This is a genomic window from Myxococcales bacterium (genome assembly GCA_016699535.1).
Classification (GTDB): Bacteria; Myxococcota_A; Polyangia; order Polyangiales.
Genome location: CP064980.1, coordinates 2825615 through 2842281 on the forward strand (window position 1 = coordinate 2825615; position 16667 = coordinate 2842281).

Genomic DNA, 16667 nt, shown 5'->3' on the forward strand with positions numbered 1-16667 from the left:
TGGGCTTGGCACAGCTTGACACACCGCTGAGGTCAGTGGATGTCGTATTCTTTTAGGCGTCTATAGAACGTGCGTCGCGGCATGCCCAGATCGCGCGCGGCAGCGGCCCGATTCCAACCGCAATCTTTTAGAGCTGCTAGAATTTTTGTCTTTCTCGCTCTGTCTAAACTCATTTTCAGAGGCTTCCGGCGATAGCATTTGTGCTTTGCCCGAATCGTGACCTTCGCTCGGTTGCCCGGGTCCGCGCAGATCAAAATCGTCAGCTTTTAAAACGCTGCTATCGCCCAGAACAAGCGCGGTAAGCACGGCGTTTTGCAACTGCCGAACGTTACCTGGCGAATCGTAGTTCAAAAGTTTATCCATGGCCTTGCTTTCGACCTGAATCCCATCGATTCCTTTGTCGTTACGGTGCTCGCTAATAAAGCGATCGACGATAAGAGGAATGTCGCTCTTGCGCTCACGTAAGGCAGGGATCTCTAGCGTCACGACATTCAAACGATAAAAAAGATCCTCGCGAAACGCTCCCTCTCGCACTAGATTAGCCAACGAACGATTGGACGCCGCCACGATTCGGGTATTGCAACGACGAAGCTCTTCCGAGCCAATGGCAAACTAAGTACCCTCCTGCAGAACACGCAACAACGCAGCCTGCATTCTGGGAGGCATGTCGCCAACTTCGTCCAAAAACAAGGTTCCTTCGCTTGCGATGCTCAGAAGGCCCACGCGATCATGGCTGGCTCCCGTAAAGGCCCCGTTCGCGTGACCAAAGAGTTCGGCCTCTAGGAGCTGCTCGGGGAGCGCCGCACAATTGATGGCTACAAAAGGCTGATGACTGCGCGGACTCATCGCATGAATCGCTCGTGCAACGAGCTCCTTGCCGGTACCGCTCTCGCCGTGAATCACCACAGACACGTTTGTTTTCGCTACCCGTTCAATCTGCTCGAAAAAGCATACGCATCGGTGCGGTCTGACCGACAATCCCACAAAATTCGTTCTCATCATGCAGACGTTTTGATGCTGCCTTAAGCTCCTTGCGAATGAGCCCGAGCTCCTCCTCGCGCGCGTGCAAAAGTTTCTCCTTCTCTTCCGCCGCCCTGCTCAGCGCATCATTCAGCCGCTGCAATTCTTTGCCACGCTCTCGCATCGCCTGCGCCCACTGCGCTTTTTCGATAGCCAGCGCAGCTTGATCTGCAAAAGCAAGGAGAAGCGCGAGGTCGGTTTCAGCAAAGCGTCCTTGCGCAGAACGATGCTCGAGATACAGCACGCCAATCGTCTCCTTCTGTCCGCGAATGGGAAGACAGGCTACCGATTTCAACATAAGGCGATGGACCGAACGATAGGACGTCAAACGCGTATCATTTCGAGCATCCAAGGTCACAATGGCTTCGTTGTCAATCAGGACGGCTTCGGCGATAGAGCGGCTAAATTCGGTATCCGACGGAGCTGAAACCTGGGAAACGATTTTGGGCTCCAGCTCGCCTGCCTGGTTCAACAACAGAATCATACCGCGTTCGGCCTCAAAGAAATTCAAAGCTCCTTCGACCACTCTTTCAAGCAAGCGCGCGAGGTCATCTTCCGCGATGATTCGTCGCACGATTTCAAACAAAAAACTGACACGACGTTTTTCAATCATATCTTCAACCCCTTCCGATTTGTCTAAGTTGGAGTGCTCGCGCATGGTGGACTGCGCAGCTTTCTGTCCGCCCACCCTGAGCCAGAGTTGATGCCTGAATTTTTCTTGCAAAAAACCGTCTTGCATCTCGTGCGGGAGGTTTTCACGCATTTGAGCCAAGACACGATACGCTGCGGAAAAAGCAGCTTCGGCGGCTTGTGGGTTGCCGCCTTTGTCTAAAAACTCGCCTCGCAGCCATTCCAAACGCCACACGTATTCCAAATCACCCTTCGCGCGCGCTGCTACCACCGCGACCTCCATCGCCGTCAAAAGCTTTTGCTCTGGCGCCATGTCCCGCGTTCGGTAAGTTTTCAGCCAGAGCAAGCGCGGAAGCAGGTCGTCCAAGGTATCGGTCTGCGCAATAGCCTCAGCCTCATCGAGCAGAGCTTGTTGGTCCCATGTACCGAACACGCTTTGCATGCGCAGCTCGCACTCCACGATATCGAGTAAGGTTTCGACGTACTCTCGGCGATGTTCTAGTTTCAGATACAAAGCAAGCGCCTCAGAAAACACTCTGCTGCCTGCTCTTTTTGATCTTGTCTGGCAAACACTTCAGCAAGCAAAGCAAGGGCCTGTCCTCGAACGCGCCACAACTCGTAGCGCTCTGAGCGCTTTGCTTGCTCTAACAAAAGCTGTTTGGCCTGCTCAAGCATTCCTGCGAACAACAAAAAGTGCCCAAGATTCACGCTAGCCATGATGTCGGTTGAGATTTTTCCCGCGCGCCGGGCATTTAGGATGGCATCTCGATAACTTAGATCAGCAGCCTGATAACGCGTCGTCAGAAACTCCACGACACCGACATTTAGCAGAAACACCGCTCTCAGTCCGAAATCATTGCTAGCCTTGATCGCCGAAAGACTTCGATGAAACAAGTTTCGCGCCGCATCAAAATCTCCCTGTCGTTGCTTGGTGATCGCAATATAGTTTAGGAGTTTCGCTTTAAGGGAATCATCGCTCAGCTTTTCGGCAGCATCGAGAGCGCTTTGGTAACAGCGAAGCGCTGAAGACTTGTCACCCGTGTAATCGTAAGCCATTCCTTGCAAAGCGAGAATTTCGGAAAACAACTTCCCAGCGGGGGGATTGCTCTCAATCGTTTCTTCTGCAAAGCGAATCAGTCGACGGTACTCGCCGGTGTTGAGATAGATCTGAGATCGCAACACGGCAAGCTCGGCTGCCGCAGTGTCAGAAAGTTTGGGGATGGAATCGATGAGCTTCAATGCATCGTCAAACTTGCCTTGGTTGACGTACACCTTACAAAGCAACAACTCGCCTTCGTCCTTCCGCTCTGCCGATGTATTGAGATAGTTTTCAAGACACTTTTCGGCTTTTCCGTACTCTCCCAACTCGATGAGCAGAGCACTGTAGACCATCGCTCGCTCAGTACCTTCGTCGGCGAGCACAGCAAGAGCTTTTCCCATGAGTTCGGCGGCAATCAGTTTTGCGTTGTCTTCTTGTGCTTTGAGGAAGCCTTTGTCCAAATAAATCTCGATCTGTCGAAGGTCGCAGCTATGCACAGCTAAACTAGCTTTTTGAAACTCGTGTCCGCTTTGTTGGGCAAAGATTTCAAGGAGCGCTAAGGCAGCCTTTTTCGTTTCGTCTAAAGGCGCGTACCTTAAGACAAGCCTTGCCCAGTGCGCATCGTTTAGCTGAAGCGCACCGCCTTGGATTTTCAAAATGCCGTGATGGCCAAGCTCGCTTTCAAGCCGGCTCCGAAGAGTCTCCTCGCTTGCTACCCTAAGATACGCGCACATGACTGCCGTTGGGATTTTCGATCCCGTTAGCGCTAGAGCCAAAACAGCTTTCCTTCCGAGCTCACTAACCTGCAAAAACTTCTTCTGGATGCGCTCTTTATCCTGCTCACCCAACTCAAGACCATAAACATCGCGTGCGGCGATATCTGGGTTTTTGTAAATCTGCTCTAGAACACCAACCACCATGCCGGGCACACCGTTGGTGCGAGCAGCTACGGCTTCTGACAACGCTTCATCCTCGCGATCGAAGCATCGATTCAGTAGCGCCTGAATCTGCACGACGCTAAGAGACTCAAGTTCTATTTCACGATCAAAAACAAAAGAGTTTTGAAGGCGCTCAGTGCGAGCCGAAGTCGCAACCAAAAAGCCCTTCGACAGAGCTGGCCCGTAGAAAAAAGACCGCAACATTTCCAGAACAAAAGGTTCCAGAGCCAGCACATCATCGATCAGAACGACCACGCTTTGTTGCGCTACCAAGCGCTCCAAAACATCAACAAGTTCGGCTCCCAATGCAGGGCTTGCCCCACCGCTCCCCGGGGCTCCGCTGTTTCTTTCAGCTTCATTTAGAAAACCTCGAGCCTGAAGCAGCAGCGATTCAAGCGAACTAAGGCCACGTTCTTTACCGGCAGAGATCATAAGAACGGTATGAGCGCTCAATTGCAAACGCCACTTCAGTTCAGAAAGGAAAGCCGTCTTGCCGCCACCCTTCTCGGCCACGTAAAGGAAACGACGCTGCGCATTGTGACGTGTGCCGCTTTCGTTCGCGAGACAGTCGAGAAGCTCCTGCACGTCATTATCACGGCCGACATTTTTGGGCGGCAAAAAATCCGTCTTAGCCGATTGGCTCAATCCATGGACCGCCATGCTGTTTTCAAGCCCTTTTCCGAGTTCTTTGGGGCTGGGGAAACGCCCATCCGAATCGCTTTGAACGCCTCGGAATGCACACTTCAAAAGTTTTCGTTGAGTCTCGGTGTTGCACAGCGAAAGCAGCTTCTGCTGCGTTAGCTGCCTTTTTTGATCCAGAATATCTCTCAGCGTCTCAGCCCGAAACAATTGTTTACCAATGACCAGCTCAACAAGCATGAGACTTAAGGCATAGACATCGGAGTTTTTGTTTAGCCCCGCCTGCCCCTCAATGACTTCGGGAGGTAGATAGGGAATCGTGCCACTGATGCCTTCAGTTGGAGTTGTGTGCTCAAAGCGCGAGAGGCCAAAGTCGATCAACCAAGGATGACCTGCATCGTCGATGATAATATTCTCGGGCTTTAGATCGCCGTGAATGATTCCTGCTTGATGAAGCTCTTGCAGTGGCTTGCAAAGCGCGTGAATCCACGTGCAGGCATCTTCCATGGACACCCTCCTCTCGGCCAAGGTACTCAGAGGCGTGCCTTTCACGAACTCCCGCGTAAAAAACACCTTTGCGTTTTTCTGACGCTCATCGCGCAGGAAGCCAAAATCAAAGACCCTGCCTACCCCAGAAATAGACAGATGAGAGAGCAATGAAAACTCCGAGGCGATTGCCGCTACCTGCTCATGATTCAGCTGTGGACAGGTTTTCAGCGCAACATTGTGTCCGAGCACTTTGTCATAGGCCACGCAGACCAGGCCGCCGGAACCTTCTCCGAGTTCATTGCGAAAACTGTAGCGTGGCGGCAAATCCATTACTTGGATCCTAGCACAACAACGGCACAGCGTGGCACGACACGGCGACTAAGTGGCACATGATGGCAAAACATGTGCCATGTTGCCCAAAATTTGGAAAGAAACACTGCCAAAACGCGCCATATTTCATGGCTCACTTAATTTTGTCCATGTAATTTCCGGACAATGTTCTTCCTAGCTCTCTGGATCACGGTCTTTATCGCCCCTCGCTTCGCCGAGATCCACCGATAAGGCGTCGTAAGGGAATCGATTGGACCGCTCGGTACGCTCTTTAACTGCGAGCGGACGCGACGAGGCCGAACCTAAGGGAGACGATAGCAACTTGATGTCTTCCAAAAGCGACTCATCATCAAAACTCTGTATCGATTCGCTCCCACTACCAGATCCCGTGCCATCGCCAAAACCATCAAGGATCTGTCCAGGAGCAAGCTTCTCGAAGCGAGTATCGTCGTCAGGAAGCCATTCAGAGACGCTTTTTAAAAAGCGCGACACTCTCACCGGCGTTACAACGTAACCCTTCTTAGCCGCGAATTCCTCGAGCTGGTCTGCGAGCAGGCGTGCGTGCTGCGTGCGCTTCATCCGCTCGCGCTCTAAGGAAGCCATCAAAATCGCCTCAAGGTCAGGGTCGAAATTAGCCACACGTTCACTGGGCCGCGGAGCATCCTGTTCGACTACGGCGGTCATGACTTCCAAATCAGTACCAGGAAACAAACGCGTATGCGTCGCAAGCTCAAATAAAACGACGCCTAAAGCAAACACATCGGCTCGCCTGTCAAGGCGCCGGCCTTGAATTTGCTCAGGAGGCATATAGGCATAGGTACCCGTTACGACGCCAGACTGAGTACCGGTGCCCTCGCTTGTTTGGGCCACTCCAAAATCAAGAACCTTGAGATGACCATGTCGCCCCAACATTAAATTTTGAGGCGTGACGTCGCGATGAACGATGCCACTTGCCCCTCCCAAAACACTGCCATTTTCGTGAGCAAAATGCAGCGCATCCGCTGCCTGAATCACGACAGAAAGCGCCGATTCCAAAGGCAGAGCCTTTTGTTGCTGATGTAAGACATCTACAAGCTCGGCCACGCTAAAACCCCGGACACGTTCCATCACCATGTACCACTGGCCATCTGCGATTCCGAAATCGTAGACCTGAGGGATGCCTGGGTGGTCCAACGAAGCTAGAAGTTGTGCTTCGTTTTTGAAAAGTTGGAGCACACGTTTGTCGTCGGCAAGGTGGCGAAAAAGTCGCTTTACGATGACCTCTTTCTTAAAGCCCGAACGACCGCGCTGCAGGGCAATGAAAATTTCGGCCATCCCCCCCATGGCAACTTTGCGTAGCAACTCGTAACGGCCAAAATGCTTCACTTGCATAACTACAGGGTACTTGCCCCCGCACTGTTTTGACAAGCTCTACGCAGTATCACCACCACACTACAGCGCACATGATCCAGGCCGCCAACCCAGCCATCACCACGCTTGTCCCTTCAGCACTTTGCAATCACAACGCGAGCGCGTAGCATTGCGAGGTGTCTGGTTTTTTGAACAAAAGCTTTATCATTACGGGCGCTGCCGGCGGAATCGGCTCGCAACTAAGCCTGGAGCTTGCAAAACAAGGCGCTTGCTTGACGCTCATCGACTTAGGGACAGATCGTTATGGTGATCGCCCCAACCCCAGTGCAGTGCAGGCGCTTGCTCGCCAAATCAACAAAACAGGTGGCAGAGCCGTTGCTCATGCTTACGATGTTTGCGATGAGCGTTTGCGCCACGAGGCGTTTTCACAGAATCAAGCGCATTTCGGAACAACAGACGGCGTCATCTTTTGTGCGGGGATCGCACAGGAGCGTAACGTAGCCCATCTTCAAAGCAGCCATCTAGACGCGATGCTTCGAGTAAACCTTAGAGCGCCAATCGATTGGACCTTGGCGTATTTGGAGCATTGCAAAAGCCATGAACAGCAAGGTAAAGTCGTGCTTCTTACGTCTAGCGTTTTTTGGCGAGGGCCAACGAATGAAAGTCACGGTTGCGCAGCTGCCGCTGGCTTGAACGCTTTTGTCCGGAGCGCAGCGCCTGGACTCGCTCGTCACGGTGTTCTGTTGAACGCAATTGCGCCAACAGCGTACACACCGGCTATGGCTGAGCACCCAAACCCTGCCTTGCGCCCGAGCCAAAATCTAAGCACAGCTTCCGTAGCGCGTGCTATTTTGTTTTTTCTCAGCGACGCTGCTGCTGAAATAAACGGTGAGATTCTTGGCGTCACGGGCAACCGATTGTACGGCTTCCGCATGCTTCAAAACAAAGGAGTGCTTTGCCGCGAAGAAGGACTCGCTGACGAGCAATATTCAGCAAAGGTGTTTGATGCGCTCAACTCAAGCGCCTAGATCAATAATGACAACTCCTCGGTCACTATCGTCTTTAGGCTTTTCGCGCTCACGAGGCATAGGCAACGGCAACTCCAAAACCCTTTCCAGGGGTTTTGACCGTTCTTTTTCTTCGCGTTGTCTGATTTGGTCGATAATAAATGGGGGAAGCATTTTCTAGCCTCGTATTTCTAAGTATATCGTCTGGGCCTATTCTTCGCCAAAATCTTTCTCACCTATTATTAAGTATAATGCAGCTTTCGCAGTTGCCAAGGCGTAGGATGCTCTCCTACAAGCAGTCTATCGGAATTATTGATCTTAAGCATACTATGTTCAGTGAGACTGGAAAGGCTTTTACATGTTGCGCTGGAGAGATCCACGAAAAGTCCTTCGCGAATTCAATTTAGAACCCAGCAAGCGTTTGTCGCAAAATTTCTTAGTCTCTCCGCATATCGTCGAAGGGATCGCGGCGCTCGTCGCCAAAGAGCCCAACATGAACGTGGTCGAATTTGGCCCTGGCTTAGGAACACTGACGCGAGCCTTGCTTAATCGCAAATGTTGCGTGCTCGCGATTGAAGCTGACCCCAACATGCTCAATGTACTGAGTAAAGAGTTCGAGGGAGAAGAGCAACTTGAAGTTCAAAGAGGCGACGCAACCGCTGTCGATTATCCAGCCCTTCAGGCACGCTTTGGCGCAGCGCTTCATCTTGCTGGCAACTTGCCATACGCAGTGACGGGACAGATTTTTCGTCATTTATGCGAGCACTATACAACGATCTCGCATGCCGTCTTTATGGTGCAAAAAGAAGTGGCCATGCGCCTCAATGCACCAGTCGGAACCAAAAGCTATGGAGCACTCACGGTCTTCGTCAATAACCTCTTTCACGTTGAATACGCGTTCACAGTTAAGCCAGGCTCCTTTCATCCGCCTCCCAAAGTAACGAGTGCGGTAATCGAGCTGTGGCCAAGAGACAATGAAGTGGCCAAGGAACACACGATGTTTCGGGCGGTGGTACGCGCCTCGTTCGATGCGCGGCGCAAGACCCTTCGAACAGCGCTTCGAGGCAAGTTTCCTCAGTCGGTATCCGCTATCGATGCGGCTCTGGAAGCGTGTCAAATCGACCCTCGCCGACGGGGGGAAACGCTGAGCGTCGATGAGTTTGCAAAGCTCAGCAGAGCGTTGCAAACCTTTCAAGACAAACCCATTGCAGAATCGTCATAAACCACCCTGAGTCCAGCCCTCAAAGCGAAGCGACTTCGCATCAAGACCGTGCTCTAAAACCAAAAGCGATCTCAGCTCATCAACCATATCAAGTGCCCGCATATATAGATTTTAGACCAGCGGCGTGCTTCAAGCATCTTCGGTAGATGTTTTTGAATACGCCCTTCTAATCCGTTCCAGCTCTTCGCTTCAGAGCTCAGTGTCGGACAGTATTGAAACCCTCCATGCTTCGACTCGAGCGCTAAAAAATCACTGGCCCAGAGCATGTCGTCCTGGCGTCGGTGTCCGACGAGCAATACGGACTGTCCACCGCAACCGGTGTCGGAATAGCGATACATGATCATCGAACGCAATGCTGCGACGCCAGTTCCAGTACCCACGAACAAGACCGGGCCGATTTCATCTTCATAAATGAAATCGCCTTCAGGGCCCAAAACCTCAAGCGTGCTGGCCCTTGGCATCTGCCGTAGTAGATCCTGCGCTGGCCCTTTTTTTACCGCGATATCAAAGGCGCCACGATCTTTTTCGCCAGGCGCTGTAGCAAGAGAAAACGCGCTGGCCTTGTCAGCAAGGACCGGAGCGATCCACTGACCGGCGCGGTACTCAAAGCTTTCGGGCTGCGAATCCAAAAAACTGAATAAATCAACGGTTGCGCTAAGGGCTTGCGTAGAGGACAAGGATACTTTTCGGAGCTTTTTCATCAGTCTTTCTTGGTCTATGCTGCGCAAACCACGCACAGTGTTATGTGCGGAGTATACCATGCTCGCTAAATTTGCCCGCGATTTCACATACTGCAACTACTGTCCAAAGCTTTGTTCGTATAGTTGCCCAGTCTCTACCGTCGAGGGAAACGAAAGTTTGAGCCCCTGGGCCTTGATGCGTAGTGCTGGCCGCGCACTCGAATCGGAAACGCTTCCTTCAGAAGAGACCCAAGCAGCCTGGTATGCATGCACAGGATGCATGCGTTGCACAGAGCATTGCCGACACGGCAACGCTGTTCCAGCAGCTCTGTACACCGCACGAGAACAATCATTGAAAAGCAAAGGAGCTCCCAAGCGCATCCTTGCCCTCGTTGATTCCTTCGAAGAGCGGCAACAACAACTCAAAGCACAAGAACAGAAAAACTTCGGACCTTATACCACAGAGAAAAGTTCCGTGGCCTTTGTCCCTGGGTGTGCATCCGTTCGAAGCAATGTTCAAAATGCTCGCGACAATGCTGAACTCGTAGCTTCGCTTTGTGAGCAGCCGCCGCAGATCCTATCCGCTCGATGTTGTGGCTTGCCATTGCTTGAAAGTGGCGACATTGACGGGTTCCGCAAACAGGCCACTCTTTTCCTCGAGCCTCTCAACAACTTTGGGGTGAGTTATTTCCAAGACCCAAGCTGTCTGCACGCGCTGCTCAAATTGGCGCCCCAGTTCGGTATCACGCACCAAAGCAGCTTGCATCACGTAAGCGAACTGTGTTTTGCCAAACTCAACCTCTTCACTTCGCTTGGCACTTCGGCATCGGTGCACTACCATGATGCATGCCGACTTAGCCGAGGGCTCGGGATTTTCAACGAGCCGCGTGCGGTCTTATCTAAAATACTGGACCGTCCCGTCAATGAATCGAAACCTATCGGAGACTCTCACCTTTGCGCTGGGAGTTGTGGCCAATTTCCCGCGAGCCATCCTGATATCCACCAAAAACTAAACAAAGAGCTAATATCCGAACTTGGATTGCAATCCGGTGAGCAACTCGTTCACTGCTGCCCGAGCACGGTCGCCTCGCTCAACCAGCAAGCTGGCACTACAGTCGCAAGTGACTTTGGCAGCTTTGTGGCCAAGTCCCTTCGTTACCGAAAAGAACTTGATTTTAGCTAAGAAGACAACAATGTTTGATCCCCTGCGCTCGAGCGAGGGATACCAGTGCAGAAAACACGACGCAGCTTGCTTTTTTAGCTATTTTTGCGTCATAAACCATGCCGACATCAATGATTAGCCTTTCCTCGAACCATGAATCTTTCCTGTTTTTTTCGAAGCTGTGCTGGCTCTGCTGTGGACTGGTTCTCTGCCTTGGCCTGATTGCCGGCTGCCCACCCTCTCGAAGCACCATTCGGAACGTACCCGCAGCGAGCAGCGAAAACCCTGACGCCCAACGTCTCTATGATCTCGCATTACGCAAGGAAAACGAAAACGCTTTCCAAGACGCGTTGCTGCACTATGAGCGCTTCAGCCGCGACTACCCAGCCGATCCACTGACTGATCTCGTGGCCCTCGGCACCGGGCGCAGTCTTCTTGCGCTGGGAAACTACGAAAGTGCAAATCAGAAATTTCAATCAATCAGCGAGGGCACGGCGCCTTCCATGCAAGAAGTCGCCAATGTTTATTTAGTGATTTCTTCGCTCTATATCTCTTACGATTCTGCTGTTTTGGAGAAATTGCGCAGCTATCTTGGCCGCATTGCCGATGCGCGTTTAGCCAACACCCTTGAAAAAGCATTGATTGACGGCTCTGAGCGCGAAAAAGATCTTTCGCTGCGCATGAAAGTACTTTCAGAGCTCGCCGAGCAGGGCCGCAGCATGCAGCGCTCGGTTGCACGAAGCCTCATTACGGAAACGGCGAGCAGCCTTAGCGAGGCTCAACTCGCAGAACTTGAAAACGAACTTGAAGTTGGTAGCCTCGCGTGGGTCGCAGTTTCAGCTCAAAAGTTAAAGCATGAACAAGACTCCGGCGAGCATGATGCGGCAAAGCAAACCGCCAAAGCGCTCGAGCCTTACCAGGCCTTGCTTTCTGAAAGCGAAACCGCGCTAGTCCGTAGCCTAATCATCCCTCAGCCTGTCGAAGCTTTTCGTATTGGGGCATTGCTACCACTCAGCGGACGCATGAAGCTTGTTGGACAAAGCGCTTTGCGTGGACTGAACATTGCCCTAGAAGGACACCACACTGAGCTAATCGTACGGGACACGGAAGCAAACCCTACGAAAACCGTGGATTTGCTCGAGAAGCTTGTCTATGATGACAAAGTCATTGCCGTGATTGGGCCCATGACGACACAAAGCGCGCTAGCCGCTGCGAAAAAGGCTGAGCAACTAGGCGTTCCCTTAATGAGCCTGGTTCCAACGACTGACATCGCAGAAAAGAATCGAACAACCTTGCGTATTATGCCCAGCCCAGAGGGCGAAATTGCTTCTTTGTTAGCCTATGCGCGCTACCAGGGAGATGCGCGCTTTGCAATCTTGTACCCTGATACTCGCTATGGACAGGCGATGCACCACCAATTTGCTCAGAGCCTGGATGTCCATGGCGGCACACTGGTCGCTGCGATTCCGTATCCTGACTCGGAAACCAACTTCCGCGACTATGTCGAGGCTATCAAGAAGAAACGAGTTGACGCTCTTTTTATCCCCGACGCATCGAAACGCATCGCTCTCATCGCGCCTACACTCGCCGCAGCCGGGCTGTGGACCTCAACGGACAACGCAACTTCTGCCATTACTTTGCTCATCCCACATATTGGCTATGCGCCATCTTTATCCCAGCTCGTCGGGCGGTACTTACAAGGCGCAATTTTTTCGATTCCCTTTGCAGTTGCAGACCAACATCCATCTGCCTTGCAATATGATTTTGTCCAAAACTTCTCGGAGCGCTACGGAAGTGTTCCTGATTTGTTTTCAGCTTATGCTTTTGATGCGCTACGGCTTATTCACACAGCAGTATCGCGATGAGCAACCAGCCACCAAGCCCTTTTGGAAAGCTTAGAAGGCAAACTTGAGATACCAACAATTTGCGCCTCGCCTGGCTTCGACACCCATCGAAACCCTTTGCGCGAAACACGGTTGTTTACACTAAAAGACAGCGAACTTAATGCGATTACCTCGTTTAACGAGCCAGCACTACAGCAACAACGATCGCAGCAACAAGTGCAATAGCCCCACACTCAAGGCAAGCATCGGGAAGCGATTCTTGGGCAGGTAGTCTGCCATAAAAGTATCGTCCAGCTCAGGATGCGTCGAAAGCTTTGGCAATGGCTCATGTTGAAGCAAGGGTTGCGATGCAGGCTGAGCCAATTGCATTCTGTCCCTTTCTCCATTTTGTTGCGTAGCTTGAAGCAGGGCGTGTGTAAGCTCTGCTTGGCTCACGCTGTACCAATGCTCCACATCGGACCCTAAACCAAAACTCGAACAAAGCGCGGCGGCGGTCTGAAGCGCCCCTGGATAACGCGCGGTTTTGTCTTTAGCCAACGCCGTTGCGATCACCCCGTCCACCGCAGCAGGCAAATCGAGTCTGCTGCGGCTCACAGGAGCTGGTTGTTGTTGTAAGATTTTCATCAGCACTTCACCGACGGTACTAGCGCCAAACGCTACTTCGCCAGTAAACATTTCATGCAAGATTGCGCCAAGCGCAAACACATCCGAGCGCTGATCCACGTCTTGTTTGCCCATAGCCTGTTCTGGAGACATGTAAAAAGGAGAACCCAGTGTGGTTCCAATCGCGGTTAGCTTGGGGCCCATCTGGACTTGCATTTTGACAGAACCAAAATCCAGAAGTTTAACGACATCCCCCTGCTCGGAGCTGCAAAGAAAGATATTATCGGGCTTCAAGTCTCGATGGACATAGCCGTATGAATGCGCGTAATCGAGAGCAATCGCGATTTGACAAACGATGCGTATCACTCGCTCAACGCTCAGACGCTCCGAGCGCCTAAAGACTTCGCCGAGTTCTTCACCGTCCAAAAACTCCATTGTCATAAAATGGGAGCCATCTGCAGTTTGCCCCGAGTCGATGACCTTAACAATATTGCTATGGCTCATCGACATGCCAGCCTCTGCTTCACGCCTGAATCGCTCTACAGCGACATGATCTTTTGAAACGTCATCATGAAGCACTTTGACCGCAACTTTTTCTCGCGTATTGGCGTTGCGTCCTTCATAAACACGCCCCGTGGCACCGTCCGCGATAGGCGCTGCAAGCACATAATCACCAAGCCTCTGACCTAAACGAGAGTCGTGCTGCTCAGCGGGCATCACGGCAACTAGCACGCTGCCATCGTTGCCACAAAAGGCCATCGAACCGGCAAATTCAGTTCCGCATTTTAAACATCGACGCATGACACCCTGATCCTAAAGTAGCTAAGCACAAGTCGCAATGGTATACACAGCCTTTTGATTTTCCGGCTACAATAATCGGCGCTCATAACGGATCCACTGCTTCGTGCTTCGCCAAAACTCGAGGGTCAGTTCCCGGCCATCGTCGCTTCGCACTCGAAACAAATCACGAGCTTCGCTCTCCTCCGGCCCCTGTTCCTGCCAATACCCCAATACCGCCAAAACCCGACGTTGAATACCGCCCTCCTCAAAAAGCTCCGGAGCAAAAGGCCAGCCCTTAGCTGCGCGTGTTTGTACCTGCACAGAGCATTCGATACTCGGCGTCTCCCAAAGAGGAACCTCAATTCTCGCCTCGTGTCGAATCGCGACGACGGTGTTTTCAATCACGCGCTTTAGCGTATGCTCTTGTATATCCGGACCCACGACGAGCACAAGCAGATACTCAACACTTACCCGCCTTGCAATAAACTGCCTGCGGTCCGTGCGCACGGTCAACGCTTTGACTGTTCCCAGCCCGGCACTCGTGCTCGCCGCCGCAAAATCAAACACCAGCGGTAAAAACAAAGCACCAAGAACTTTCGTTTCGTATGGATCGAGTTCGCTGGAATAGTCCACACACTCGCCCTCGGCATCGACAAAGACGGCGGCTATAACTTGCGGATGACTCAATCGCATCGACTCTAAGATACCGGTAAACGCCGTGGGCAGAAAATCGCGTTTACCTTCACCTCTGTTCGCTTCCAACGATTTACCCTTCTTCGTCCTCAGCAAAACTTTGGCTAAGGAAAACACTTCGAATCTTATCAGGGAAACGTTGTACTTTTTTGGAACTCTCCAGTTGGTCTAGAAGTTTTTGCACAGCGTCCTGGCGCTGCGTTTCTGCCTTTTCTTTTCGCAAGGCTTCCTCGACTTCCGCAAACGGAACTTTTTCGGAGGCGTTATCTCTTTTACAAAAATAGCGTGCCATCCAAAACGCGTTTTCACTGGCCTAGGGTACACGCCTGGATATTTCATCGAAAGAACGGCATTAAGAAAGGGCTTAACCAAAGGCGATTCGTTATGCACAGGGGGGAGAAATTCCGCGACACAATGATCCATTCCGGGATTTTGCTGTTCATCAAGGACAACTTGCTCAGGCGCCTGACTTGCCTTTAAGTCGAGCAATTATTCGCACGATGTATTCCTTGGCTGAACGATCAAAAGCAGGCGAAGCATTCGACTCTGTTTTGACCAAAACGTGAGCAACCGTATAGAGCTTGGGCCGGTCGTATTGATCTGCACGTTCACGGTATAGCGCTTCAACCAATTCCAGCGGGACTCTCTCAGCCCTAAACTTCTCTTCAACTTGCTTACTTAAAAGATGTTGTACGAGTGCTTGCTTTTGAGCATGCAACACCGATTTATTTTTCACGGCTTTTGTATTTGAAGCATGTTGTCCGAGCAACAGTTCATCTTCCAACAAACGAAGACTCTGCCGTGGATCTCCTTCAGTTTGGGATAGGATGTCTTTGAGTTCTTTCAGATAGATTGGCGTACCGTTAACCTCGGACACCACTTTGTCTTCCTTCGAATAGCTTTTCGAGCTCGAAGTTGCGCGGATCGTGCTGCCGAGACTCTCCGAATTGCAATCGGCACAACCACAGGCAAAAAGTAGCACACAGTACGCTATGCTCTTAAGAGTTTCCGACCATTGCCTCGACATGCCAAACACCCTCAGCTCTTCGATCCTATTTTCGCGAGGCTAGGCGTACCTGAGTAAGCTCAGCCAAAGAACGTATTTGGTTCCAGCTCGCACGCCCCTGCTCGGCTTCTTTGAGCTGCATAATTGCATTCACGGCTTCGGGGCTCCCGTTTACGGCAACGGTGTCAACCATATAAAGAATATCGGCCCGCACTTCCGTGTTTGGATGCTTGATTTTTGCAACAAGTGCTTTTAGCGCTTTGGTATGCCCCTTGGCGTAGCGACCCAACATGTATGCAGCTTTACTTATAACGTGTGGCTCCTTTGCCTCGAGCTTCGAAATCCAGCACTGAAGCTTGTCGTCACACTCCGAAGCTGCGGCAAGCGCTTCGCTGTTCTGCTGCTCGAAACTCTTCTGAAAGCCGCCGTCTTTGGAGCCCGGCTCACTGGCAATGAGCTGCTTTGCTGCTTGGGCCTCCAATTTGTTGGCTAGCAAACTGTATGCACCCAAAGCGACAGAGCGTATTTGAGGCATTTCATTTTCATCGGCCTGAGCTTGATTAAGCAAAAAGGGCAAAAGCCCAGGAAACACCATGTGCTGCATGGCGGCGAGCAACTGAAGTCGCGTGGGCTTGTCGGCGCGCTCATACGCTTCCTGAAGCGCCTTGGCCACAGCAACATTGTCTGTTTCATTGCGGTTGAGTCGAACCATCGCAGTCACCGCTGCAATACGCCGTCCTTCTTCTGAACTGGAGGCTTCTTTCATCAACGCTGAAATAGCTTTCCGATCACCTAGCTCGCCCAATGCGTAAGAAGCCTCTGCAGCCATAATTCCCATCGCAGTCAATTCGTCTGCGATTCCCGGATCCCGAGCTTTGATTGCTGCAATGTACTCTTGCACGATCTTTTTTGCCTCTTTGTGCTCACCCGACAGCACACTTAGCAAGGGCTTATAGGCCGCATCTCCTGCAGCAACTAGCGCCTCCGCTGCGACATCGTTCATGCGCATGCGTGGGTTGTTCTTGTCAAAAAAGAACAGGGCCTTAATCAGGGAAGGCACGGCAGCATCGTCCACCGTTTTCGAAAGTTGCTGGGTTGCTAAACGATTGAAGAGAAAATTCTGAGCGTCGTCCTCAGCCAGAGCAACACTAAGCAAGGTTGGATTTGCTCTGGGATCTTCTAGGCTTCCTAGTGCTTCTATAAAAGCCTTACGCATGCGGTTGTCCACGGGCCTA

At 51.8% G+C, this 16667-nt stretch carries 15 protein-coding genes; 4 read left to right on the plus strand and 11 right to left on the minus strand.

Going from position 1 to position 16667, the window contains the following annotated elements:
• Window positions 1–60: 60 nt before the first annotated feature.
• The 5 genes from IPJ88_13375 to IPJ88_13395 all read right to left on the minus strand — a co-directional run bounded on the left by IPJ88_13375 (window position 61) and on the right by IPJ88_13395 (window position 6456).
• Window positions 61–567, minus strand: a complete 507-nt coding sequence (locus IPJ88_13375) for a sigma 54-interacting transcriptional regulator (protein QQR89190.1) — start codon at window positions 565–567, stop codon at window positions 61–63.
• Between the two features lie 45 nt (window positions 568–612).
• Complete coding sequence (locus tag IPJ88_13380) at window positions 613–912, minus strand: sigma-54 factor interaction domain-containing protein (GenBank protein QQR89191.1); 300 nt, start codon at window positions 910–912, stop codon at window positions 613–615.
• Between the two features lie 19 nt (window positions 913–931).
• Window positions 932–2185, minus strand: a complete 1254-nt coding sequence (locus tag IPJ88_13385; protein QQR89192.1) for a GAF domain-containing protein — start codon at window positions 2183–2185, stop codon at window positions 932–934.
• A complete protein-coding gene (locus IPJ88_13390) occupies window positions 2155–5085 on the minus strand; it encodes a protein kinase (protein QQR89193.1) in 2931 nt (976 codons plus the stop codon). Before IPJ88_13390 ends, IPJ88_13385 begins: the two co-directional genes overlap by 31 nt.
• A gap of 174 nt (window positions 5086–5259) precedes the next feature.
• Window positions 5260–6456: a serine/threonine protein kinase gene (locus IPJ88_13395; protein ID QQR89194.1), complete on the minus strand. Its 1197-nt coding sequence runs from the start codon at window positions 6454–6456 to the stop codon at window positions 5260–5262.
• Between the two features lie 155 nt (window positions 6457–6611).
• Here IPJ88_13395 and IPJ88_13400 point away from each other — a divergent pair, with 155 nt between their 5' ends.
• Both IPJ88_13400 and rsmA read left to right on the plus strand, forming a co-directional pair.
• Window positions 6612–7463, plus strand: coding sequence for an SDR family oxidoreductase (locus tag IPJ88_13400; protein QQR89195.1), 852 nt, complete (start codon window positions 6612–6614; stop codon window positions 7461–7463).
• A 337-nt stretch (window positions 7464–7800) separates the two neighbouring features.
• Window positions 7801–8664, plus strand: coding sequence for a ribosomal RNA small subunit methyltransferase A (rsmA, locus tag IPJ88_13405; GenBank protein QQR89196.1), 864 nt, complete (start codon window positions 7801–7803; stop codon window positions 8662–8664).
• 71 nt (window positions 8665–8735) lie between these two features.
• Here the strand turns inward: rsmA and IPJ88_13410 are convergent, their stop codons facing one another.
• Window positions 8736–9365, minus strand: a complete 630-nt coding sequence (locus tag IPJ88_13410) for an FAD-dependent oxidoreductase (GenBank protein QQR89197.1) — start codon at window positions 9363–9365, stop codon at window positions 8736–8738.
• A 58-nt stretch (window positions 9366–9423) separates the two neighbouring features.
• On the opposite strand from IPJ88_13410, the gene IPJ88_13415 reads away from it, so the two are divergent.
• Both IPJ88_13415 and IPJ88_13420 read left to right on the plus strand, forming a co-directional pair.
• Window positions 9424–10527, plus strand: coding sequence for a (Fe-S)-binding protein (locus IPJ88_13415; protein QQR89198.1), 1104 nt, complete (start codon window positions 9424–9426; stop codon window positions 10525–10527).
• A 110-nt stretch (window positions 10528–10637) separates the two neighbouring features.
• Entirely contained in the window at window positions 10638–12371 is a 1734-nt protein-coding gene (locus tag IPJ88_13420; protein ID QQR89199.1) for a penicillin-binding protein activator, read from the plus strand.
• Between the two features lie 168 nt (window positions 12372–12539).
• Here IPJ88_13420 and IPJ88_13425 read toward each other — a convergent pair whose 3' ends face one another.
• The 5 genes from IPJ88_13425 to IPJ88_13445 form a co-directional block, all read right to left on the minus strand.
• Window positions 12540–13754 carry a serine/threonine protein kinase gene (locus IPJ88_13425; protein QQR89200.1) on the minus strand — a complete coding sequence of 405 codons (1215 nt, stop codon included), beginning with the start codon at window positions 13752–13754 and terminating at the stop codon, window positions 12540–12542.
• Between the two features lie 66 nt (window positions 13755–13820).
• Window positions 13821–14495, minus strand: coding sequence for a roadblock/LC7 domain-containing protein (locus IPJ88_13430; GenBank protein QQR89201.1), 675 nt, complete (start codon window positions 14493–14495; stop codon window positions 13821–13823).
• Window positions 14496–14499: 4 nt separating this feature from the next.
• Window positions 14500–14718 carry a hypothetical protein gene (locus IPJ88_13435; protein ID QQR89202.1) on the minus strand — a complete coding sequence of 73 codons (219 nt, stop codon included), beginning with the start codon at window positions 14716–14718 and terminating at the stop codon, window positions 14500–14502.
• A gap of 165 nt (window positions 14719–14883) precedes the next feature.
• Window positions 14884–15453 (minus strand): hypothetical protein, encoded by a 570-nt coding sequence (locus IPJ88_13440; GenBank protein ID QQR89203.1) that lies wholly within the window; start codon window positions 15451–15453, stop codon window positions 14884–14886.
• A 25-nt stretch (window positions 15454–15478) separates the two neighbouring features.
• A complete protein-coding gene (locus IPJ88_13445) occupies window positions 15479–16648 on the minus strand; it encodes a hypothetical protein (protein ID QQR89204.1) in 1170 nt (389 codons plus the stop codon).
• Between the last annotated feature and the right edge of the window lie 19 nt (window positions 16649–16667).

Coding starts and splice junctions, on each gene's coding strand:
- IPJ88_13390 (QQR89193.1), bottom strand. CDS start 5,085: ATGGATTTGCCGCCACGCTACAGTTTTCGCAATGAACTCGGAGAAGGT.
- IPJ88_13395 (QQR89194.1), bottom strand. CDS start 6,456: ATGCAAGTGAAGCATTTTGGCCGTTACGAGTTGCTACGCAAAGTTGCC.
- rsmA (QQR89196.1), top strand. CDS start 7,801: ATGTTGCGCTGGAGAGATCCACGAAAAGTCCTTCGCGAATTCAATTTA.
- IPJ88_13410 (QQR89197.1), bottom strand. CDS start 9,365: ATGAAAAAGCTCCGAAAAGTATCCTTGTCCTCTACGCAAGCCCTTAGC.
- IPJ88_13415 (QQR89198.1), top strand. CDS start 9,424: ATGCTCGCTAAATTTGCCCGCGATTTCACATACTGCAACTACTGTCCA.
- IPJ88_13420 (QQR89199.1), top strand. CDS start 10,638: ATGATTAGCCTTTCCTCGAACCATGAATCTTTCCTGTTTTTTTCGAAG.
- IPJ88_13425 (QQR89200.1), bottom strand. CDS start 13,754: ATGCGTCGATGTTTAAAATGCGGAACTGAATTTGCCGGTTCGATGGCC.
- IPJ88_13435 (QQR89202.1), bottom strand. CDS start 14,718: ATGGCACGCTATTTTTGTAAAAGAGATAACGCCTCCGAAAAAGTTCCG.
- IPJ88_13440 (QQR89203.1), bottom strand. CDS start 15,453: ATGTCGAGGCAATGGTCGGAAACTCTTAAGAGCATAGCGTACTGTGTG.
- IPJ88_13445 (QQR89204.1), bottom strand. CDS start 16,648: ATGCGTAAGGCTTTTATAGAAGCACTAGGAAGCCTAGAAGATCCCAGA.